Annotated in this window: 21 protein-coding genes; 18 read left to right on the top strand and 3 right to left on the bottom strand. The window is 43.1% G+C overall.

Annotated features, from left to right (window positions below; all coding sequences use genetic code 11):
- Positions 1–53 precede the first annotated feature (53 nt).
- From AB5Y61_RS06595 to trxA, 7 genes are all read left to right on the top strand, one after another.
- Complete coding sequence (locus tag AB5Y61_RS06595; protein WP_368403592.1) at positions 54–1,205, top strand: MFS transporter; 1,152 nt, start codon at positions 54–56, stop codon at positions 1,203–1,205.
- A gap of 2 nt (positions 1,206–1,207) precedes the next feature.
- Positions 1,208–1,936: a pseudouridine synthase gene (locus AB5Y61_RS06600; protein WP_368403593.1), complete on the top strand. Its 729-nt coding sequence runs from the start codon at positions 1,208–1,210 to the stop codon at positions 1,934–1,936.
- A 220-nt stretch (positions 1,937–2,156) separates the two neighbouring features.
- Positions 2,157–4,808 carry a Cna B-type domain-containing protein gene (locus tag AB5Y61_RS06605; RefSeq protein ID WP_368403594.1) on the top strand — a complete coding sequence of 884 codons (2,652 nt, stop codon included), beginning with the start codon at positions 2,157–2,159 and terminating at the stop codon, positions 4,806–4,808.
- A 254-nt stretch (positions 4,809–5,062) separates the two neighbouring features.
- Positions 5,063–5,332: a 30S ribosomal protein S15 gene (rpsO, locus tag AB5Y61_RS06610; protein ID WP_004193424.1), complete on the top strand. Its 270-nt coding sequence runs from the start codon at positions 5,063–5,065 to the stop codon at positions 5,330–5,332.
- Between the two features lie 474 nt (positions 5,333–5,806).
- The gene (locus tag AB5Y61_RS06615; RefSeq protein WP_368403595.1) at positions 5,807–6,451 is read left to right on the top strand and encodes a CadD family cadmium resistance transporter; all 645 of its coding nucleotides are present in this window, start codon (positions 5,807–5,809) and stop codon (positions 6,449–6,451) included.
- 242 nt (positions 6,452–6,693) lie between these two features.
- Positions 6,694–6,918, top strand: coding sequence for a DUF4649 family protein (locus AB5Y61_RS06620; RefSeq protein WP_023024402.1), 225 nt, complete (start codon positions 6,694–6,696; stop codon positions 6,916–6,918).
- A 12-nt stretch (positions 6,919–6,930) separates the two neighbouring features.
- Positions 6,931–7,245, top strand: coding sequence for a thioredoxin (gene trxA, locus AB5Y61_RS06625; RefSeq protein ID WP_006595584.1), 315 nt, complete (start codon positions 6,931–6,933; stop codon positions 7,243–7,245).
- 159 nt (positions 7,246–7,404) lie between these two features.
- On the opposite strand, the gene AB5Y61_RS06630 is transcribed toward trxA, so the two are convergent.
- Positions 7,405–8,196, bottom strand: coding sequence for a DUF2785 domain-containing protein (locus AB5Y61_RS06630; RefSeq protein WP_368403596.1), 792 nt, complete (start codon positions 8,194–8,196; stop codon positions 7,405–7,407).
- An 11-nt stretch (positions 8,197–8,207) separates the two neighbouring features.
- Positions 8,208–8,540 (bottom strand): winged helix-turn-helix transcriptional regulator, encoded by a 333-nt coding sequence (locus AB5Y61_RS06635; RefSeq protein WP_156672094.1) that lies wholly within the window; start codon positions 8,538–8,540, stop codon positions 8,208–8,210.
- A gap of 148 nt (positions 8,541–8,688) precedes the next feature.
- Between AB5Y61_RS06635 and AB5Y61_RS06640 the strand changes: the two genes are divergently transcribed.
- The gene (locus AB5Y61_RS06640) at positions 8,689–9,078 is read left to right on the top strand and encodes a nuclear transport factor 2 family protein (RefSeq protein WP_061455680.1); all 390 of its coding nucleotides are present in this window, start codon (positions 8,689–8,691) and stop codon (positions 9,076–9,078) included.
- 41 nt (positions 9,079–9,119) lie between these two features.
- Here AB5Y61_RS06640 and pepF read toward each other — a convergent pair whose 3' ends face one another.
- On the bottom strand, positions 9,120–10,910 hold the full coding sequence (gene pepF, locus AB5Y61_RS06645; RefSeq protein WP_368403597.1) for an oligoendopeptidase F: 1,791 nt from the start codon (positions 10,908–10,910) through the stop codon (positions 9,120–9,122).
- Between the two features lie 154 nt (positions 10,911–11,064).
- Between pepF and AB5Y61_RS06650 the strand changes: the two genes are divergently transcribed.
- The 10 genes from AB5Y61_RS06650 to AB5Y61_RS06695 all read left to right on the top strand — a co-directional run bounded on the left by AB5Y61_RS06650 (position 11,065) and on the right by AB5Y61_RS06695 (position 22,531).
- A complete protein-coding gene (locus tag AB5Y61_RS06650; protein WP_368403598.1) occupies positions 11,065–12,387 on the top strand; it encodes a DUF6287 domain-containing protein in 1,323 nt (440 codons plus the stop codon).
- A gap of 12 nt (positions 12,388–12,399) precedes the next feature.
- Positions 12,400–13,668, top strand: coding sequence for a DUF6287 domain-containing protein (locus AB5Y61_RS06655; protein ID WP_368403599.1), 1,269 nt, complete (start codon positions 12,400–12,402; stop codon positions 13,666–13,668).
- A gap of 17 nt (positions 13,669–13,685) precedes the next feature.
- On the top strand, positions 13,686–14,423 hold the full coding sequence (locus AB5Y61_RS06660; protein ID WP_368403600.1) for a hypothetical protein: 738 nt from the start codon (positions 13,686–13,688) through the stop codon (positions 14,421–14,423).
- A gap of 497 nt (positions 14,424–14,920) precedes the next feature.
- Positions 14,921–17,143 carry a polyribonucleotide nucleotidyltransferase gene (gene pnp, locus AB5Y61_RS06665; RefSeq protein WP_368403601.1) on the top strand — a complete coding sequence of 741 codons (2,223 nt, stop codon included), beginning with the start codon at positions 14,921–14,923 and terminating at the stop codon, positions 17,141–17,143.
- A 24-nt stretch (positions 17,144–17,167) separates the two neighbouring features.
- Positions 17,168–17,785: a serine O-acetyltransferase gene (gene cysE, locus AB5Y61_RS06670; protein ID WP_031576159.1), complete on the top strand. Its 618-nt coding sequence runs from the start codon at positions 17,168–17,170 to the stop codon at positions 17,783–17,785.
- A 12-nt stretch (positions 17,786–17,797) separates the two neighbouring features.
- Positions 17,798–18,664: a GNAT family N-acetyltransferase gene (locus tag AB5Y61_RS06675; protein ID WP_368403602.1), complete on the top strand. Its 867-nt coding sequence runs from the start codon at positions 17,798–17,800 to the stop codon at positions 18,662–18,664.
- 20 nt (positions 18,665–18,684) lie between these two features.
- Complete coding sequence (cysS, locus tag AB5Y61_RS06680; RefSeq protein WP_070449746.1) at positions 18,685–20,028, top strand: cysteine--tRNA ligase; 1,344 nt, start codon at positions 18,685–18,687, stop codon at positions 20,026–20,028.
- On the top strand, positions 20,021–20,419 hold the full coding sequence (locus AB5Y61_RS06685; protein WP_049503453.1) for a Mini-ribonuclease 3: 399 nt from the start codon (positions 20,021–20,023) through the stop codon (positions 20,417–20,419). The genes cysS and AB5Y61_RS06685 overlap by 8 nt, the downstream gene beginning before the upstream one ends.
- A complete protein-coding gene (locus AB5Y61_RS06690) occupies positions 20,416–21,276 on the top strand; it encodes a helix-turn-helix domain-containing protein (protein ID WP_368403603.1) in 861 nt (286 codons plus the stop codon). The genes AB5Y61_RS06685 and AB5Y61_RS06690 overlap by 4 nt, the downstream gene beginning before the upstream one ends.
- A gap of 124 nt (positions 21,277–21,400) precedes the next feature.
- Entirely contained in the window at positions 21,401–22,531 is a 1,131-nt protein-coding gene (locus tag AB5Y61_RS06695) for an ABC transporter ATP-binding protein (protein WP_049518228.1), read from the top strand.
- Positions 22,532–22,572: the final 41 nt, after the last annotated feature.

Raw genomic sequence — 22,572 nt, forward strand, 5'->3', positions numbered from 1 at the left:
TCGTGTTATCATAGAGGGAGTGTGAAAAAAAGTTTAGTTTAAAGGAAACAATGATGAAAAGAATCATGGAAAAAGTGAGTATTCTCGCGCTTTCATTTATTTTAACGACCTCGTTTTCAATTTCGAGTGCGCAACCGGCCATGTTTGCCTATTACAAGGGAATTCCTCACAGCTTAATTGAGCTCTTGGTTTCACTTCCTTCCGCTGGAATTATGGTCTCACTCATCTTTAATAAATGGATTGAGCGTCTGTTTTCAGAGCGCCAGATGATTGTGACAGGATTAGTCGCTTATGCTCTGTGTGGCTTTATTCCTTTGATTAGTCCAGCCTATCCGGTTGTGTTTTTGTCTCGGATTATTTTCGGGATGGCGGTCGGTTTACTTAATGTTTCTGCTATTGCCATTATCAGTGAGCGCTATAAAGGAAAAGAACGCGTCCAAACTCTTGGCATTCGTGGTTCTGCAGAAGTTGTTGGAACGGCGGTTTTGACCTTTGGGGTTAGTCTCTTGATTCGCTTTGGTTGGCAGGCGGCCTTTCTCGTTTATGGCATCAGTATTCCTATCTTATTTTTGTATCTCTTATTTGTACCTTATGGATCTAAGACAGAAGAGGTGGAGGAAAAACACCAGGATGCCAAGATGACAGGTGGTCAATGGCGGACGGCTTTGGGCTTAGCTGTTGTTGCGGCAGCTATTGTCTTGTCCAATGTGATGATCACCGTCCGGATTCCAAGTGTGGTGGAACAAGTCGGACAGGGCACTGCACAAACTGCCGGAATGATTCTCTCAGCCATGCAATTTGTTGGGATCTTGGCAGGTTTGGCCTTCTCGCCCTTGACCCATCTATTCCGGGACCGCCTATTATTGGTATCAGGCCTAGCCTTTGGTGTGACTCAACTATTGATTGGGATTTCTCCAAATCTCCTTATTCTTGCCCTTGTGACCATTGCATCTGGCTTCGCCTACAGTGTGGCTCTGACAACGGTTTACAATGTCTTATCGGATAAGATGCCAGCAGGGGTCTTGAACCAGGCAACGTCCATTGCGGTTTTGGGATGTAGTACAGGTTCGATCGCAACGACCTTTGTCCTTAGTCTATTAGGGACGATCTCATCTGCTCCAGTCTTCATTTTTGGATTTTCTGGTATCCTCATGATCCTAGTTTCCTTTTTTGGCCTTTGGATTGTACGAAAGAGCGGGAAGTAATCATGCGCCTCGATAAATTCTTAGTGGATTGTGGCGTGGGGAGCAGGACCGAGGTCAAGCAACTCCTCAAGCAAAAGAAAATCGCAGTAAATGGAAAAAAAGAGACAGCAGGAAAGCTACAGATTGATCCAGATAAGGATCGGGTGACCTTTATGGGGGAAGATCTGGTCTATGAAACCTTCGTGTATTATCTGCTCAATAAACCAGCTGGGGTCATCTCAGCGACCGAGGATGATCATCACCAAACTGTCTTGGATCTATTGGATGAGACAGCCCGTCACAAGGAAGTCTTTCCTGTCGGGCGCTTAGATATCGATACCCATGGCTTGCTGCTTTTGACCAATAATGGTAAGCTCGCCCATGCTATGCTTTCGCCGAAGAAGCATGTGTCGAAGATCTACCGTGCCCGGGTAGCTGGGATTATGGATGAGGCAGATGTAGCCCGTTTTGAAGAAGGCATTGCCCTCAAAGATTTTACGACTCTGCCTGCGAGGTTGCAGATTTTAGAGGTGAATAAGGCAAGCGCCAGCTCCTATGTCGAAATTGAAATCGCAGAAGGAAAATTCCATCAGGTCAAGCGTATGGTTGCTGCCTGTGGCAAAGAAGTCGTAGATTTAGAGCGGATTTCTATGGGACCTTTAACGCTAGATCCAACTCTTCAATTGGGAGAATGGCGAAGACTCCATCCTTCTGAATTGGCTTCCCTAGAGATATTTGGGCTTCCTTTATAAGTGAAAAAATAAGCAGTCTGATCTACATAGACTGCTATTTTTTATTTGTATCAAGAAAATGCACCTAAAATACAAAAAACATATATATTAGCTTGTCATATCAAAGTGAAACGATTATAATGAAAGAAGATGGGTTGTGTGAAAAATCACAATATGTAGTGATAATTTTTCGGCTCACATACCTAATCTAGTAAACGTAGAAAAAGGAGATAAATCGTTTATGAAAAAGTGGCTCTATTCTGTTGTGACAACAGTTGCCCTGTTTTTACTAGCGGCTTTAGGGTTTGCCAAACCAAATAGTCTCTCTAAAGTCCATGCGGACACGATCAATGATGTTGTGACATCTGTAAACATCTCGAAATCGACTGGTGGAGCGATTACAGATCCGCTTGGTGTTTGGGAAAGTTTTCAAGTTGAAGCAAACTTTGTCCTACCAAATGGACGTGTAAAGGCGGGGGATCAGACCGTTATCCAACTTGGAAATGATTTTAAGGTCTTTGAAACAGATACCATTGACCTGCTGGATCCAAGTGGTCAAAAGGTTGCGACAGCAACGGTAGATGATCAAAGAAAAGTCATTACGGTAACTTATACGGACTATCCTGAAAGAATGGCCAATGTGACAGGGAAACTGCGTTTCTTTGCGCGTGTAGACCACCAAGTTGTCAAAGGACAAAAGACGCTTGATTTTACTCTCACGATCGATAAGAAAGTGATTTCAGGTGGGAATATCGATTACAAAGGGGTTAATCCGGGTGAAAATCCTCCTACTCCAGAAGTCTTTAGCAAATGGGGTTGGACAAATTCAGACGATAAATTAAAATTGACCTATACCTTGAACATCAATCAAGGTCACACAGCCCTTCATAATATTGATATTAAAGACCAATTGGCTTTCACTGATGGAAAGATCAAAGCAGATTCTGTTAGCATTCATACAGGAACTTGGAAAATCAGTGACGAAGATGGTGCCTATCATTTAAGAGACACCACCAACGTCACCAAGAATTATTCCCCTGTTGTCAGTGCCGATGGTCAATCTCTAACTGTTCATATCGGAGATCTAGCTCCAGAACAAGGAATGACGATTCGCTATGATGTTTATTTGGACAAGGTCCCAGCCATCAATACTTCCTACAAAAACAATGCTAGCATGACAGCTACAGAAATCAAGGAGCAAAATAAGGTTGCAGATATTCTGTATCAGTTCCTTGATGGAAAATTTAATGGTGAGAAATACTCCTTCACTATTCATAAAAAAGGTGAAAATGGTCAGGCTCTTGCCGGTGCTGTATTTGCTGTGACAGCCGATGCTACAGGTGAGCAAGTGGGAACCATTACGACAGATGAGAATGGTGTTGGCGCCATTACTGGTTTGATCAAACAAGCTTATACGGTTCAAGAAATTCAAGCTCCAACAGGCTATGTTCTCTCAGAAGAGCCGATCAAGATCAGCAAGGATGATTTTGGAAATGATCTCGCAATTTCTCGTGATGTCGTCAACCAAAAAGAAAAAACAAGCGTTGCTGGTCAAAAGACATGGAATGACAATGACAACCAAGATGGCAAGCGTCCATCAAAAATCACCGTCAACCTCCTAGCAAATGGAGTCAAAGTTGCTTCTAAAGAAGTGAAACCAGATGCAGCAGGAACTTGGGCTTATCGTTTTGATAATCTCGATGTGGTCGATGATGCTGGCAATGTCATTGCCTACACTGTTTCAGAAGAACCTGTTGAAGGCTATGAAACAACTATCGAAGGAACCAATATTACCAACACTCGTACACCAGAAGTTGTTGAAATTCCAGTAACGAAGATCTGGAAAGATAATGATAATCAAGATGGTGTTCGTCCTGACAAGGTCACAGTTCGTCTCCTTGCAGATGGTACAGAAGTAGCTAGCCAAGAGCTAAGTGCAGTGACTGATTGGAAGACAGTCTTTACCAATCTTCCAAAATACAATAACGGTAAACAAATTGTCTACACAGTCACAGAAGACACAGTAGCCAATTACTCTGCTGCGATTGATGGAACAACCATTACCAATAGCTACAAGCCAGGTAAAACCAGCGTCACTGTTACAAAACGTTGGGAAGACAACAATGACCAAGATGGCAAACGTCCAAGTACTATTAAGGTACAGCTCTATGCAGACGGCAAAGCTCAAGGAAAAGAAGTGGAACTTTCTGCTAAAAATAACTGGACTCATACCTTTAGCAATTTGCCTCTAAAAGTGAAAGGCAAAGAGATTCAGTACCAAGTGAAAGAAGTTGGAACAGTCAAAGGCTATACTAGTACGGTTGATGACAGTAACAAGGGAAATGTAGTGATCACTAATAGCCGCACGCCAGAAGTAACGGAAGTAGCGGTTAAAAAGATCTGGGATGACGCAGACAACAAAGATGGTGTTCGTCCTGAAAAAATCACAGTTCGTCTCCTTGCGGATGGTCAAGAAGTGGCTGTAAAAGAAATCACAGCTACTGATAATTGGCAGGCAAGCTTTACGGATCTACCCGTATACAAGGAAGGTAAGAAGATTACTTACACCATTACAGAGGATCCAGTAGTTGGCTATACAACAACTATTGATGGTTTCACGGTAACCAATCGTCATACGCCACCAACAACACCACCGACCACTCCACCAAGTACACCGCCAACGACACCACCGACCACTCCACCAACAACACCTCCTACAACACCGCCAAGCAAACCGGAAAAACCAGAAACTCCAACCACACCAAGAGAAGGAAAGAAAAAAATTCTTCCATCAACTGGTGAAGTCGTTGCCTACGGGTTGACTGGAGTAGGAACCCTCTTAGCAGTTGTCGCAGTTGGATTGCTCTTACGTACGAAACGAGAAGAAAAATAAGATTCATACTATTAAAAGGCAAATATCCTAAAAGATATTTGTCTTTTTGAATAACTTGCTAGAAGAATGCTCCATCAAACCGTCCAAATTCCTGAGATTCATCTTAAAAATCCATCTTGAAGGAAACATAAGTGTTTGACAGAAAGATGAAATCTTGGTAGAATAAGAAGGTCGAATAGACAACTAACTCTTTCTTGGTAGCAGGATATGCCAAACCTGCCACTCGGATAGAGCATAAAGAAAAGGAGCTTATCATGGCAATCTCAAAAGAGAAAAAAAATGAAATCATTGCACAATACGCACGTCACGAAGGTGACACTGGTTCAGTAGAAGTACAAGTTGCTGTCCTTACTTGGGAAATCAACCACTTGAACGACCACATCAAACAACACAAAAAAGACCACGCTACATACCGTGGTTTGATGAAGAAAATCGGTCGCCGTCGTAACTTGTTGGCTTACCTTCGTAAGAACGACGTTAACCGTTACCGTGAGTTGATCAACTCTCTTGGACTTCGTCGTTAATCTGCTCTATTTTCCACTTACGCTGCGTTGTCACCTTGCCTCGATATACTCGAGTATAATCTTCGGCTACGGTTCCTAGCATCGTAAGGTAAAATAAACCAGATCTATCTCCCTTCGGGGAGATTTTTATTTTTACTAGGATTTTAGCCCGAGCTCAAATGAGTTCTCTGGCTTCAGAGGGCTTTTTTATTGAGGTTTTATCGGCCACAATTTTGGAGACTACAAAAACTCAAATAGTAGCAGTCTGCAAGCCCCCTCGGAGAGTCCACACTTTACAAAGTAAAGTATAGTGAGTTATACTTTACATGGAAGTAGTCACCGAATTCCGGTTAGAAATTACTTTGTAACTACGTTTTGAGGAGGAGTAAAATGCTTTCCTACGTTCGACATTACCCACTAGCGATAGCTAAATTAATGTGTCTGTGCTTCCCTAAAATCTGCTGATTTATTACTGACTAATACAGGAGTTTTTTTATGGGACAGACAATCATATCTGCTATTGGTGTTTATATTTCCACCAGTATCGATTATTTAATTATTTTAATTATTTTATTTGCACAGCTATCACAGAATAAACAGAAATGGCATATTTATGCGGGGCAATATCTAGGTACAGGCTTACTTGTAGGGGCGAGTTTAGTTGCTGCTTATGTCGTCAATTTCGTGCCTGAAGAATGGATGGTTGGATTGCTTGGTTTAATCCCTATCTATTTAGGGATTCGCTTTGCAATTGTTGGAGAAGGTGAGGAAGAAGAGGAAGAAATTATTGAAAGATTTGAACAAAGCAAGTCAAATCAACTGTTTTGGACAGTTACATTACTGACAATTGCGTCTGGCGGAGATAATTTAGGTATCTATATACCTTATTTTGCTTCGTTAGATTGGTCACAGACACTTGTAGCGTTGCTTGTGTTTGCAATCGGCATAATTATCTTTTGCGAGCTTAGTCGTGTGCTATCCTCTATGCCGTTAATATCCGAGACAATTGAGAAATATGAGCGAATCGTTGTGCCCTTAGTATTCATTACACTTGGACTATACATTATGTATGAAAATGGCACGATAGAGCCTACAATCTTCGGTTCGTCGCCTTTTCTAGAACGGTTTTACCCAGTATAATCTTCGGCTACGGTTCCTAGCATCGTAAGGTAAAATAGACCAGAACTGTCTCCCTTCGGGGAGATTTTTTGTTTTCACCAAGATTTTAGCCCGAGCTCAAAACAGCTCTCTGAATTCAGGGAGCTGTTTTATTGTCTTTTCCTTATCGCACAAGATCCATCATTCTGAGCAAGTCATTTTGTTTGACAGATGTAATAAATGTAGTTACAATAGATACATCTTAAGAAATAGAGGTTGCTGATATGATTGAAATTACATATCTAGATGGTGCAAAACAAGAACGGGTCATGCATTTTGATTCCTATGAAGAGTTTGAACGATCCCAACAGACCTGCTTGATTGGTGTAGCGGATTACTATCCCGTACAAAAATTGACCTATAATGGGCACGAACTCGATTATCACGGTACTTACGGAGATGTCTTCTTCTATTTGATGAAGCAAGACCTCGATCAATACAAAAATTAAAGGAGAAAAACAATGGCAAAAGCAATTACAGACGCAACATTTGAAGCAGAAACGAAAGAAGGATTGGTCTTGGTAGACTTTTGGGCGACCTGGTGTGGTCCATGTCGTATGCAAGGACCAATCTTGGATAAATTGTCTGAAGAACTTTCAGAAGATGTCTTAAAAATCGTTAAAATGGACGTTGACGAAAATCCAAATACAGCGCGTGCTTTCGGCATTATGTCTATCCCTACTCTTCTTTTCAAAAAAGATGGACAAGTGGTTAAACAAGTTGCTGGTGTTCACACTGCAGAACAAATCAAGGCTATTGTGGCTGAATTGAGTTAATATCCTAAGCACTTCCATTGGTAAAATAGGAGTGCTTTTTTATATCCAAAGAAAGAGCCCTGTCCTTTTATATGAGGAGCAAGGCTCTTTTATCTTCAATAATTTTTCACGAAAAGTGACTTAGAATATTTTGGAGAGTTTAAATTTCACTATCAACAGTTAGTATTGAAAAGATTGAATGGCCACTTTTAACTCATCTTGTAAAAAGTTTCTTTGGTCAAGTTGAATATAGACTTCTAACAGACAGGATCTAAGGTTGGAAAATTTATAAAAATCTTCCCTTTCGTCTATTGGAAAGTCAAGCGTCTTTATCCAAGAAGCTACTTGTTCTTGCTCGATTTTTCCTTGCAAAATAGGTTCATAGAGCACTCTCGCCAAGCGCCAATCCTCATCAGAGGTAAAACGAATTGAAATTCTTCTAAAGACTTGGCCAAGTATGTTCAATACTTCATGAACTTTGTCATTAGGAAAGTCTGGATGACAAACTACTTCTGTCAAAAGATCAGCTCCATGCGCAAAAGCGTGAACCCAGCCATACTGGCTTGAAAAACCAGTTGTATCCTTTTCTTTTAAAAGATAATGTAAACCTTGATCCAGTAAAATATATCTTATATCGGCTTTTAATCTTTGATAAAAAATTGATTGCGGATTGGCATCTGCAGATAGGAGGTTGGCATAAACAAGGGCTTTAAAAGAACGCTCAAGTGTTGATAGCCCAATCTTATCAATCTCTTTTTCTACTCCTTCATTGGACGAGATCGCCTCAGCAATCAAATGAAATTGTTCCTGTGTAAACAGTTCTTCTTGAATCCCTCTAGCCAAGCTGGTAAAAACGAGATCATCGCGAATTTCGGGCGAGGGGTCTCCCAAATGTTCCAGCAACCAATGGATTTCTTCTTGACGATAGCTTGGTTTTTCTTCTGTCACTTTACTTTGTAATTCTTGATACATGGTCAATACCTCTACATTTTTAGCAACTTGATATAATCCAGACCCCAGTTCTCAACAGCATCTAAGACAACTCTGAATTTCTGCCCCATTTCGGTTAAGCTGTACTCAACTCGTGGGGGTACTTCCGCATAGACCTTTCGTTGAACAATCTTATCCTTTTCTAATTGACGGAGATGACGTGTCAAAATAGTTTGAGTAATCCCAGGCAATAATCTCTGCAATTCTTTAAATCGTTTAGTACCCGTACTCAACTGATAAATGATTACCAGTGCCCATTTCCCTGTTAAAACCCTCTGCGTTGTCGCAAATGGACAAATACCATACTCACTCACTTTATTTGGCATAAAACATCTTCTTTCTATTTTTAAAAAAATTTATCCTTTATTAGCAACAATAGTATTGATTTTGATACCAGCTATCAAAAAAGTGTCTACTTGTTTTTTTGTTTGTAACTGTTAAAATTATATCATAAAAATGAAATGGAGAATAGATATGTCAACAAACTTAGAAATTTTCAATACTTATAACCAAGCTTTAATTGCTGGTGACTTTCCTGGTGTCTTTGAAACGATGGCAGACGATATTGTCTGGCATCAACCTGGTACTCATAGTATATCTGGTACAGTTGTTGGTAAGGACCAACTAGGAGCTCACCTAGCTACATTTGCTGAGAAAACTAATGGAACCTTTAAGGTGATAACAAATTGGGTTTCTGATAATAAGGATTTTGTCGCAGCTAATGTTACTTTTCTTGGAACACGGGCTGATGGTACTGAACTCAATATGAACGGGATTGACCTCTTCCGTATTGAAGACGGGAAAATCAAAGAAGTTTGGCTCTTCTCTTCAGATCAAGCTGAAGAAGATAGCTTTTGGGGATAAGCAAAACAGATTGGAAAAATCCAATCTGTTTTTGCTTATACTCATAACTCAGCACTGTATGCAATGATTTGATCCACAGTGTCTGAAAGGAATTGAATCGTATCCCGAAGTGGTTTGTCGGTTGAGATATCTGCTCCGATAATCATAGCAGACTCAAGTGGGGTCTTGCTACCACCTGATTTGAGAAGGTCCAGCCAATCTTTGGCTCCGTTTTCGGAGTTTTTCAAATGTAAGTAACCCGCTGTTGAGATTACTAATCCAGCTGAGTAGGTGTAGCTGTAAAGTCCCATGTAGTAGTGGCTTTGGCGCATCCAAGTTAGAGCTGCATCGTCATCGATTTCAACAGCATCTCCCCAGAATTCGGTCAAGACTTCCTTCATGATGCTGTTGAGCTTGCTAGCGCCGAAGGTACCACCTTCTTCGATCAGGGTGTAGACCTTGCGTTGGAAGGCTGCTTCTAGCAAGTGGGTGATGAAGTTGTGGAAGTAGGTGTCTGTCAAGCGGTGAGCTAGGGCAAAGCGTTTTTGACGAGGGTCGTCAAACTGGTGTTCCAAGTAGTCGCTTAGGAGGAGCTCGTTAAAGGTAGAAGGAGCTTCCACATAGTAGGTCGACATGTGGGCGTTGAAGTAGCTTTGGTTGTTGTCTGAGAAGATGAATTGACCAGAGTGTCCGATCTCGTGGATTAGGGTGTAAACATCGCTCATCCGTCCTGTCCAGCTCATGAGGACATAAGGATGGACGCGGTAAGGATCGGCTGCATAACCACCGGAATCCTTGCCTTCATTGGCAGCAAAGTCGACCCAACGTTCGGTTTGGTAGCGGGCAATTTCGCGAGAATATTCTTCGCCAAGAGGTGCCACAGATTTCATGACCAAGTCATAAGCGTCATCAATGGTGACATCTGGGTTGAGCGCACTGTCTAAGTCCAACTTCCAATCAGCAAAGGTCATTTTCTCAAGGCCGTTGACCTTGGCCACGTGTTTGAGGAATTTTTGAGCGACTGGAGCGAAGTCCTTCATGATCAGATCAATCTGACGGTCAAACATGGCACGATCCACTTCCTGCTCAGCTAGGAGATAGTCAAAGACAGAGTCGTAGCCTCGCATATCTGCGATTAGTTTTTCAGATTTGACTTGGGCTAGATAGGTAGCAGCAGCCGTGTTTTGGTGCTTGCGGAGACCTTCTGAGAAAGAACGAAAGGCTTTTTCACGGATTTCCGCATTCTCATGGTTTTGGTAGAAGTTTTCATAGGTAACAAAGCTATTCTTGTAAACTTTTCCATCTACTTCAAAATCAGCCATTTCAAAGTCGCCTGCCCGCATCTTGGTATAGATGTCTTGAGGCCCGTAGAAGACTTCACCCAGGTTGGTCAAGGTCTTTTCCACATCAGCTCCTAAGTAGTGGGCTTTTTTGATTTTAGCCTGACGAATGGCAAAAGTGAGGTGAGGGAGTTGTCCCAGGCGTTCGAGGACTTCTTCATCTGCTTCGACCAAAGCATCGTCAAAGAAGGAAAGTTCAACGCTTGCCCAAGTTTCGAAATCCATCCCCGCTTGAGCAATCTCTGCAAAAGCTTCGTCGCCAAAATCAGTGGTTTGTGGCATAAAACTGTAGTTACCGATATGGCTGAGTTGGATCTGAATTTGTTCAAAGACTGCAAAGGCAGCTTCAAAGTCTTCAAAGGTGTGGAGCTTGCCCTTGTAGTTACGGATGAATTCATTGATTTCCTCGCGAGTCTTTTCAATGGCACGCAAGAAGTCTTCCTGGTCTTGATAGAGGGCTGTGAGGTCCCAGAGTTCGTTCTCAGGAAATTCAGAACGTTTTTTTAATTCCATAGTGTTCTCCTTTTGATCAAATAACTATACTAAGTATATCAGAAAAAAGGGCAGAAACATAGAGGGGAGGGGAAAATGCTTGTGTAAAAAACTTGAAAAGAGGTGGAAAAATTGACCATTTTTGATATACTAGGATAGATATGAGGAGGTTTTTATGAAAAAGGTCATGATTTCACTACTGGCAGGTGCATCCGTTTTATCTTTAGTGGCTTGCTCCCCCAAACGCTACGAACGTCAAAGTAAACCAAAGGCAGCAATGTCATCAGCTGTTAAAAAAGATAAGAAGGATACAGGACAAAAGAACTATCAAGAGGTTTTGGAGCGGTATGCTAAGTATGATACAGCTCTTAAAAATGGGGATAAAGCAGGCCTGTTTACGGAGTTGGGTAAATTGCCAGCCGGTTCAGAAGAAAGCACCTATCTAGATGCTTTGGAACGCTTGGAAACTCCGGTCACCTTCCAATATGCATTTACAGACTTGAACCAAGATGGAGTGGATGAGCTCTTGGTGTCTAATCAATACACGGGAAACAAACAGTATGTTTCTGCTATCTATTATCTCAAGGGTCAAAAAGCTGAATTGCTCCATACAGCTTATACAGCTGCGGTGGGTGGCTATCGCTCAAGTTTAGATGTTTTTGACAATGGACAAATCGTCTATGCCACTTGGCAATCCATTAATCCAGAAATGGAATTGACCCTTTATTCGCAAGGAAAAGGCGAAGCCAAGGAAGAAAAGAAAGCGACCATTCAAATTGGTGGGGATCAAACAGCAGAACAAGCTCTTGGGATTTCAGCTAAGAAGTTGGACCTCCGTAAGCTCGATTGGAAAATATTTGATGGTTCAGGGGACTCCAAATCAACAGCAAAAGCAGAAGAGAAAAAATCAGAAAGCTTCCAAGTACAAGTTAGCGTGGCCGATCTTCGTATTCGGAAAGAACCGTCTACTTCAGCTCCCTCTGCAGGGATGATCGCAAAAGGTACTCACACCATTACGGAAACTGTAGACGCGGATGGCCATACTTGGGGCAAATTGGAATCTGGACAAGGCTGGATTGCCCTTGACTATACAACGCGAGTGGATGGTTCTAAATCAGCAAGCACAAGTAAGAAAAGCAGTGGAATGAATATTCAAGAAATTCAGAACGGTGATTTTTCAAGTATTGCAGGGACCTGGAAAAATGGGAAGGGTTGGACACTGGTATTTGATGGGAACGGATCAGCAGATCAGGTTTTCTTGAATGGTGAAAATATGCTGATCAATCGAATTCAACCAACGGATAATCACCTTAGTGGAGGATTCAGTAATCCTAAGGATAAGGTTGGTGGTGCGATTATCAGATTTATTCCGGCAGGAGTTACTCTTCCTGTTTATGTTGAACAGAAAGCAGATCCTTCTGATAGTGGGAAAGATCGTATTTGGGCAGGTCAATCAGCATGGTGGGAAGAAAGTGACTTTTTCTACCGTGTGGACTAAAGGAGTGGTACTATGAGAAAATTGATGATTTCACTACTGGTGGGTGCGTCCGTTCTAGCTCTGGTGGCTTGTACGCCCAAACGCTATGAACGCCAAAGCAAACCAAAGACAGCAACGTCATCATCGGTTAAAAAAGAGAAGAAGGATACAGGTCAAAAGTATTATCAAGAGGTATTAGATCGCTATAAGTCTTATGCGGTTGCCATTAATACTAAGGACCAAACAGCTTTACAAAATGAACTGAAGAAGATCGAAGCAACTTCAGAAGAATATGCGTATGTCTTTAACCTTCAAACACTTGGGAGTACCAATGAGTGGAAATATGCTTTTGAGGATCTTAATCGTGATGGTAATGACGAACTGCTGATTGGGGATGGCAAAACGATTGCTGCTGTGTATTATTTGAAAGATAACCAGCCAACCTTGCTCCATGTAGCCTATGTAGCTTCTGCAGGTGGCTATCGCTCCAGCTTAGATGTTTTTGACAATGGACAAATCGTCTACGCCACTTGGCAATCCCTTAATCCAGAAATGGAATTAACCCTTTATTCACTAGGAAAAGGGGGAGCCAAGGAAGAAAAGAAAGCAACCATTCAAATTGGTGGGAAGAAAACAGCAGAACAAGCTCTTGGGATGTCAGCCAAGCAGTTGGACCTCAGTAAACTAGACTGGAAAAACTTTGACGGTTCAGGCGATTCCAAATCAACAGCAAAAGCAGAAGAGAAAAAATCAGAAAGTTTCCAAGTGCAAGTCAGTGTGTCGGATCTTCGTATTCGAAAAGAACCATCTACTTCAGCGCCCTCTGCAGGGATGATCACAAAAGGCACTCACACTATTACGGAAACCGTAGAGGCGGATGGTCATACCTGGGGCAAATTGGAATCTGGACAAGGCTGGATTGCCCTTGACTATACAACGCGCGTGAGTGGCAATACTGAATCAGCTTCAGCGCCTGCCGCTACAAAGACTGGAATGAATCTAGAAGAAATTAAAGCTGGAAATTTCTCAAGTGTAGCAGGAGTATGGGAAAATAAGCACGGAACGAGTATTGAGTTTGATGCGCAAGGAATTGTGAAAGTCAATGGTAGTGCTGTCAATGGTGTTCAATTTTCTGGTTTTTACTTCAAGGAAGGCAATTTACACGGAGTTAGTCGGATGCCCGGCGCAACGAACGAAACGCCTATTCTTTTCATTCCTTCAAGAGAAGGTGGCAGTGAATCCATTTACTGGAGTAAGAGTGATGCTACGAATGGGAACGATTTGTACTACCGTGTGAACTAAAAAATAAGGAGACAAACATGAAAAAAATTGGAACCTATTTACTAGCTGCAGCCCTCTTGCTTTCCCTAGCAGCTTGCACCCCAAAACGCTATGAGCGTAAGCACAGTCCTGTAGGAGCTTCATCGGTTAAAAAATCATCTGACAAGGCACAAGAAAAAGAGCAAACAGAAGAAGCTAAGTCAGATAAAAATGACAAAGAAGCCATTGGGACCTTATCAAAAGCAGACCAAGCGGATATCTATTCGATCATTGAAAACAGTGCGTCTTTGACTTATTCACTTCAGGTACAACCGACTCGTTTGCTGGAGTTGAACAACGATCACAGTGCAGTTGAAGGCTACTCGCAAGACATGTTCATTGATTACTACAATACCTACACGCCGGGGACCTATAATCTGCAAGATATCATTGATAAATTAGATGCAGAAGAGACATCGGACTCTATCCGCAGTCTTTCCCAAGACAAGCTGATCCAGCTTACAAATGAAAAGAAAGACGGCTGGATCTATTCGACAAAAGACAAGGCCTTCTACGAAATTGTACCTGGTGGTCGTGGCGGAGCGATGCCACCGATGGAAATCCCTTCACCGGATGAATGGGTGATCAATGAAGATTCAGTTGAAGTGACCACATCGATCCAAGGGACTTCTGAACCATACAGACGGTTTGTCTTGAAACGAAACAATAAGGACTACAAGGGTGGAACACATAAAACACGCTTTTATGTCGACAGCACTGAATTCGCAAAATCGTAAAAATAATCAGAAGCTATATCTAGCTCTAAAATTTTTATATAGAACTTGCTGAAGAATCAAAGAAAAAGGCCCTCAAAGCCTTTTTCTTTTGGGCTTGAATATGTTAAAATAAAAGGTATACGTGCTTGGATACAAAGATGAGGATATAACATACAGATAGGCTGTTGAAATTCCTATCTCGTTGAGTTGCTTGACGGCTTGGTATCTTGAGTAATTGAACACGGGCTAAATCCCTAGTGAAAAAGATAGATTTCCTAGTGTGCGTGGCACACTGCGTCAATCTCCTATTTTCATACGGGATTCTTCACGCCCTTTGTATCCTGATGAACTGAATTTTGGCCTCATTTCTTAGGAAAAAAGATAAGCTTCCTAGCACTCATCGAGTGCGGCGTCACCTTCCTATTTTTCTACAGAAATGTTCGGCAAGCCGAACCGTCCAAAATATCTTGATCTTTGTAGGCAAGTCGTATAATTTTATCAATCCAAAGGGGATTACAATGACAAAACAAGTGTTTCAAACGACTTTTGCGGGTCGTGAGTTGATCGTAGAGACTGGTCAGGTTGCCAAGCAAGCAAATGGCGCTGTTGTCGTACGTTACGGTGAGTCAACTGTCTTGACGGCAGCTGTCATGTCTAAGAAGATGGCAACTGGGGATTTCTTCCCACTTCAAGTCAACTACGAAGAAAAAATGTATGCGGCTGGGAAATTTCCTGGTGGCTTTATGAAACGGGAAGGACGTCCTTCAACAGATGCGACCTTGACAGCGCGTTTGATCGACCGTCCAATCCGTCCAATGTTTGCGGAAGGCTTCCGTAATGAAGTGCAAGTCATCAACACGGTTCTTTCTTACGATGAAAATGCATCTGCACCAATGGCAGCTATGTTTGGTTCATCATTGGCGCTTTCTATCTCAGATATTCCGTTTGACGGACCAATCGCTGGAGTACAAGTAGGTTATATCGATGGAGAAATCATCATCAACCCAACGCAAGAACAAGCTGAGCGCTCGCTTCTTGAATTGACAGTAGCTGGTACCAAACACGCTATCAACATGGTAGAGTCTGGCGCCAAAGAATTGTCAGAAGAAATCATGTTGGAAGCTCTTCTGAAAGGGCACGAAGCTGTTAAAGAATTGATTGCCTTCCAAGAAGAAATCGTAGCAGCAGTTGGGAAAGAAAAAGCAGAGGTAGAATTGCTTCACGTGGACGCTGAATTGCAGGCTGAAATCATTGCAGCCTACAACAGTGACCTCCAAAAAGCAGTCCAAGTAGAAGAAAAATTAGCTCGTGAAGCTGCGACTCAAGCGGTTAAAGACCAAGTGACAGCCGTTTACGAAGAAAAATATGCAGATCACGAAGAATTTGACCGCATCATGCGTGATGTAGCTGAAATCTTGGAACAAATGGAACACGCAGAAGTGCGCCGTTTGATCACGGAAGATAAGGTTCGTCCTGACGGCCGTAAGGTCGATGAAATCCGTCCGTTGGATGCACAAGTCGACTACCTTCCTCGTGTGCACGGTTCAGGTCTCTTTACTCGTGGACAAACGCAGGCTCTTTCTATCTTGACTTTGGCGCCAATGGGTGAAACGCAAATCATCGATGGTTTGGATCCAGAGTACAAGAAACGCTTTATGCACCACTATAACTTCCCACAATACTCTGTAGGGGAAACTGGACGTTACGGTGCACCTGGTCGTCGTGAAATTGGTCACGGTGCTCTTGGAGAGCGTGCTCTTGCTCAAGTCTTGCCAAGCTTGGAAGAATTCCCATACGCGATCCGTTTGGTAGCAGAAGTCTTGGAATCAAACGGTTCTTCATCTCAAGCCTCTATCTGTGCGGGAACGCTTGCTCTTATGGCTGGTGGTGTGCCAATCAAGGCACCAGTAGCAGGGATTGCTATGGGTCTGATCTCAGATGGAAATAACTACACCGTATTGACAGATATCCAAGGTTTGGAAGACCACTTTGGAGATATGGACTTCAAGGTTGCAGGTACGCGTGACGGGATTACAGCCCTTCAGATGGATATCAAGATCCAAGGGATTACTGCAGAAATCTTGACGGAAGCTCTTGCTCAAGCCAAGAAAGCTCGTTTTGAAATCCTTGATGTGATCGAAGCAACCATTCCAGAAGTGCGTCCAGAATTGGCTCCAACTGCTCCAAAAATTGATACCATCAAGATTGATGTGGACAAGATTAAGATTGTCATCGGTAAGGGTGGAGAAACCATCGATAAGATTATCGCTGAAACAGGCGTTAAGATTGATATCGACGAAGAAGGTAACGTATCTATCTACTCGAGCGACCAAGATGCCATCAACCGTGCTAAGGAAATCATTGCTGGTTTGGTTCGTGAAGCGAAAGTGGATGAAGTCTACCATGCTAAAGTGGTTCGGATCGAGAAATTTGGTGCTTTTGTCAACCTCTTTGACAAGACGGATGCCCTCGTTCATATCTCTGAAATGGCTTGGACGCGCACCAACCGTGTCGAAGACTTGGTAGCCATCGGTGATGAAGTCGATGTGAAGATTATAAAGATTGACGAAAAAGGTCGTGTCGATGCTTCTATGAAAGCTCTTCTCCCTCGTCCGCCAAAAGCAGAAAACAGCGAGGAAAAAGGTGAAAAAACTCATCGCCATGGCGACCGTCCTCGTCACCACAACAAAGACCACAAAACTAAAAAAGACTTTACTATTACACAAAAAGATTCAGAATAATCATTAGAAAAGGAGGAGCACGGTATGGGATGGTGGCGTGAAACCATCGATATTGTAAAAGAAAATGACCCAGCAGCGCGTACCTCGCTGGAGGTCCTTTTGACCTATCCGGGCGTCAAAGCACTGGCAGCTCACCGTGTTTCCCACTTTTTGTGGAATCATGGCTTTAAGCTTCTAGCTCGGATGCATAGTCAGTTCTGGCGTTTTTGGACCCAGATTGAAATCCATCCAGGTGCGACCATTGCTTCCGGTGTCTTTATCGACCATGGAGCGGGCCTCGTTATCGGGGAAACGGCCATTGTTGAAAAAGGCGTCATGCTCTACCACGGGGTGACCCTTGGGGGAACAGGGAAGGATGTCGGTAAACGCCATCCAACGGTTCGTGAAGGAGCCTTGGTCTCCGCTCATGCTCAGGTCATCGGTCCGATTGAGATTGGGGCCAAGGCCAAAGTAGGAGCGGGAGCGGTCGTGGTCTCCGATGTACCGAGTGATGTGACCGTTGTCGGAATCCCTGCTAAGATTGTTCGTGTTCACGGTAAGAAGGATGAGCCAATCATTCACCAAGAAGAAGAAAAACGCGAATACTATGTGAATAAGATGGAGCATGCTAAGGAAGCCAGTCATCGGTCTTCTAGTTTGTAAGGAGATCGCTACGTGATTCAAGCAACCAATACATTGAATGACCACCAACTACTGGAAGCAAAGGCCCTTATTGCCATCTGTCAGAAGGATGACGGAACTTTTCGGGATCCTTATCTCTCCAATATGCTCAATTTTGATCCCGATATGCCCGCCTTTTTCCTTTATTATGAAAAAGGTGAACTTGTTGGCCTATTAACGGTTTATGCAGATGACCCAGATGTGGAGGTAGCGATTCTGGTCCACCCCAGTCATCGTCGTCAAGGCATTGCGCGTGCTTTGTATAGAAGTTTTGAGACAGAAACGGCATCTTATCCCATTGAGTCTGTGACTTTTCAGACAGAGCGTGTTTTTCTAGAGCTCCATCCTGAGTTTGCCAGCAATTGGGGACTGGTCGAGGATGAAGAGACAGAAACCTGGTTAGGTAAGGATAGAAGACCTTATCCGTTAGCCACTGTTTCCAATCTGGACGTTTTGTTAGCAGATCGTTCCTATCAGGATCAAATTAGTCAGTTGAAATTTCAGGCATTTTCAGAGGAACATGAATCTAGGGAAGTTGTGGATAGATATGTCGCTAAAGCTCTGAAGGATCCAGAAAGTCGCCTATATATTTTATTAAAAAACGGTCAGGTTATAGGGACTTGCACGGTTGATTTATCGAGTAATACCAATTACTTCTACGGTTTAGCAATAGCTGAACTTGAACGTGGCAAAGGCTATGGGAGCTACCTGGCAAAATCCCTTGTCAACCAACTCATTGAGCAAAATGACAAGGCATTTCAGATTGCCGTGGAAGACAGCAATGTAGGTGCCAAACGTTTGTATGAAAAGATTGGCTTTGTCAAACAGACTCAGGTGGTTTATTTGAAGCCAAAAGAGTAGAAACAGAAAGGAAATGAAGCGTGTTAAAAATTTATGATACCATGTCTCGTGATTTGCGAGAATTTGTCCCCATCGAGGAAGGGAAGGTCCGCATGTATGTTTGTGGGCCAACAGTTTACAACTATATCCACGTTGGGAATGCCCGTTCAACGGTAGCCTTTGACACGATTCGTCGCTACTTTGAGTATCGTGGCTACGAAGTTGCCTATATTTCCAACTTTACCGATGTGGATGATAAGATCATCAACCGTGCCAAGGAAGAAGGCATTACTCCTCAGGAAGTGGCGGATAAGTACATCGCGGCCTTTCGTGAAGATGTGACGGCTCTTGGGGTCAAGCCTGCAACCCGTCACCCTCGTGTGGTTGAGTTTATGGATGACATCATTCGCTTTGTTACCGACTTGATCGAAAAAGGCTATGCCTACGAGAGCCAAGGCGATGTCTATTTCCGTGTGGAAAAATCCCACAACTATGCTAAGTTAGCCAATAAAACTTTGGAAGACCTAGAGCTAGGCGCTTCTGGTCGGACAGATGAGGAAACAGCTCGCAAGGAAAATCCAGTCGATTTTGCCCTCTGGAAAGCTGCTAAACCAGGTGAAGTTTCTTGGGAAAGCCCTTGGGGACCTGGTCGTCCTGGCTGGCACATTGAGTGTTCGGTCATGTCAACGGGGATTTTAGGCGATACCATTGATATCCACGGTGGTGGAGCTGACCTTGAGTTTCCGCACCATACCAATGAAATTGCCCAGTCAGAGGCTAAAACTGGTCAAACCTTTGCCAACTACTGGATGCACAATGGCTTTGTCAATATTGACAATGTCAAGATGTCCAAGTCCTTGGGCAACTTTATCACTGTGCATGATGCTTTGAAGACGATCGATGGTCAAGTGCTTCGTTTCTTCTTTGCGACCCAGCACTACCGCAAGCCGATTAACTTCACAGAAAAAGCTGTCCGCGATGCGGAGACCAACCTTAAGTATTTGAAAAATACCTATGAGCAACCTTTCGCCGGAGAAGTGGATCCAGCAGACTTACAAAACTTTGTGGACAAGTTTATTGCGGCCATGGATGAAGATATCAATGCCGCAAACGGAATCACCGTTGTCTTTGAATTAGCCAAATGGATCAATTCCGGCCACTACAACCAAGACGTCAAGGATGCCTTGGCAAAGATGTTAGAAGTCTTTGGAGTGGTCTTTGTTGAAGAAGTTTTGGATGCGGATATTGAAGCCTTGATCGCTGAACGTCAGGAAGCGCGGGCTAAGAAAGACTTTGCGCGAGCAGATGCCATTCGCGATGAATTGGCAGCGCAAGGAATCAAGCTCTTGGATACAAAAGAAGGTGTAAGGTGGACACGTGATTGATGTCAATCTAATCAATGGGATCGCCCTTGCCTTTGAAGGGGATGCGGTCTATTCCATGTATATTCGCAGGCACCTAATTTTTCAAGGGATGACCAAGCCCAATAAGCTTCACCAGGCTGCAACCCGCTACGTCTCTGCTAGAGCTCAGGCTAGCTTGATTGAAAGCATGCTGGAGCAAGAAATTCTGACAGAAAAAGAGTTGGAGATCTACAAGCGCGGTCGCAATACCAATAGCCATACCAAGGCCAAAAATGCGGATGTCGTGACTTATCGCATGTCGACAGGCTTTGAAGCCGTTATGGGCTATCTTCATATGACGGGTGAGCTTGCTCGTTTAGAAGAATTGATCAACTGGTGCATCCAGCAAGTAGAAGAAGGAAGAAAGCAGTGAAAAATATCAGAGAGTGGTTTCCTCATGCAGAGGTGACGGAACAAGCCCATCCACCAGCTGGTTATGTAGCGATACCCCTTCAGGCTCATCAATGGCTGCTACTGAAGGAAGAAGAGTTAACCGAGCGAGAAAAACAATTGATTTCCTGGTTGGGCGGTGAAGAAGAGGTTGCCCCCAATCCTTGGTACCAATACCTGATCGATGGAAAGGGAGAAGCCCCTCAGGTCATCAAAAAAATGCAGCTTGTCTATTGCCACCTCTCGCACTCAACAGCGGAAGGGATGGCTTCTTGGTTAGAGATGATGCAGACACTCTTGCCCAACTTCCGAGCAACCTTGCAACTGAGTGGACAGGACTACGTGCTCATTCTGGACCAAGACCAGTCTTTGCCTGTGGCCGATATCTTAAAAGATACCGTCTCTGCTATGGAATATGACTTCAATATTCGTTTATCTATCCTGGTCGGGCAGGTATGGACTGAGTCAAAAGAAGGAAAAGTGGCTCCGGTTATCCGAGCAGAACAGGCGGTTTTTCGAGCTTGGATCCGAGAAGGGCATCAAGGCGTCTATCGCTTTTCTCAACTCTATCTGTGGGGGATCGAGCAGGCAGGTCTGGATCTTACCCCGATCAAAGAACGCTTGCATCAGTTGATTGAAAGTCAAGATCAATTGCAAGATATCATTGTCGCTCTTTGGGAAAATGGGGCAGTCGTAACCAAGGCAGCCCAGCAACTCTATCTCCATCGTAATTCGCTCCAATACAAGATTGATAAGTGGGAAGAGCTAACGGGTCTCCAGTTGAAAAATCTGACAGATCTGGCTCTTTGCTACCATTTAGTCTTACAAGATGTAATTTAAACGGAATCAATCGAGAGTTTTGTGCAACTTGCACAAAACTCTTTTTCTTTTTTGTGAGACTTGCCATAGATTTGTAAAACGTTTTCATTTACAATAGAACTATAAAAATCAAAGGAGTACCATCATGGTAGAATTAAATCTTAAAAATATTTACAAAAAATATCCAAACAGCGAACACTACTCAGTTGAAGACTTCAACTTGGACATCAAAGACAAAGAGTTTATCGTTTTCGTAGGTCCTTCAGGATGTGGTAAATCAACAACTCTTCGTATGATCGCTGGTCTTGAAGATATCACAGAAGGTGAATGTTCCATCGATGGTACTGTTGTAAACAACGTGGCACCTAAAGACCGTGACATCGCCATGGTATTCCAAAACTACGCTCTTTACCCACACATGACTGTGTACGATAACATGGCATTTGGTTTGAAATTGCGTAAATACAGCAAGGAAGATATCGACAAACGTGTACAAGAAGCAGCTGAAATCCTTGGCTTGAAAGAATTCTTGGATCGTAAACCAGCTGACCTTTCTGGTGGTCAACGTCAACGTGTGGCCATGGGACGTGCCATTGTCCGTGATGCAAAAGTATTCTTGATGGACGAACCTTTGTCAAACTTGGATGCAAAATTGCGTGTATCCATGCGTGCTGAAATCGCGAAAATCCACCGTCGTATCGGAGCTACAACGATCTATGTAACTCACGACCAAACAGAAGCGATGACACTTGCTGACCGTATCGTTATCATGTCTGCTACTAAAAACCCTGCAGGTACTGGTACAATCGGACGTGTAGAACAAATCGGAACTCCTCAAGAAGTATACAAAAACCCAGTGAACAAATTCGTAGCTGGATTCATCGGAAGCCCTGCGATGAACTTCATTAACGTGAAATTGGAAGGTGGACACATCGTTGCTAATGGATTGAATTTGAAAGTTCCAGAAGGTGCTTTGAAAGTCTTGAAAGAAAAAGGCTATGATGGTAAAGAATTGATCTTTGGTATCCGTCCAGAAGACGTGAATACAGAAGCTGCATTCCTTGAAACTTTCCCAGAATCAGTTGTGAAAGCTACGATCTCTGTGTCTGAGTTGCTCGGTTCTGAATCTCACTTGTATTGCCAAGTTGGTGACAACGAATTCATCGCTAAAGTGGATGCGCGTGACTACCTTGGAACTGGTGCAACCATCGAACTTGGATTTGACTTGAACAAAGCTCACTTCTTCGACAAAGAAACTGAAAAAACAGTATACTAATACCTACTGACACTATAGAGACTGAGACGATTTGTCTCGGT

The sequence above is a fragment of the Streptococcus parasanguinis genome (genome assembly GCF_040908565.1).
Taxonomy (GTDB): domain Bacteria; phylum Bacillota; class Bacilli; order Lactobacillales; family Streptococcaceae; genus Streptococcus; species Streptococcus parasanguinis_AC.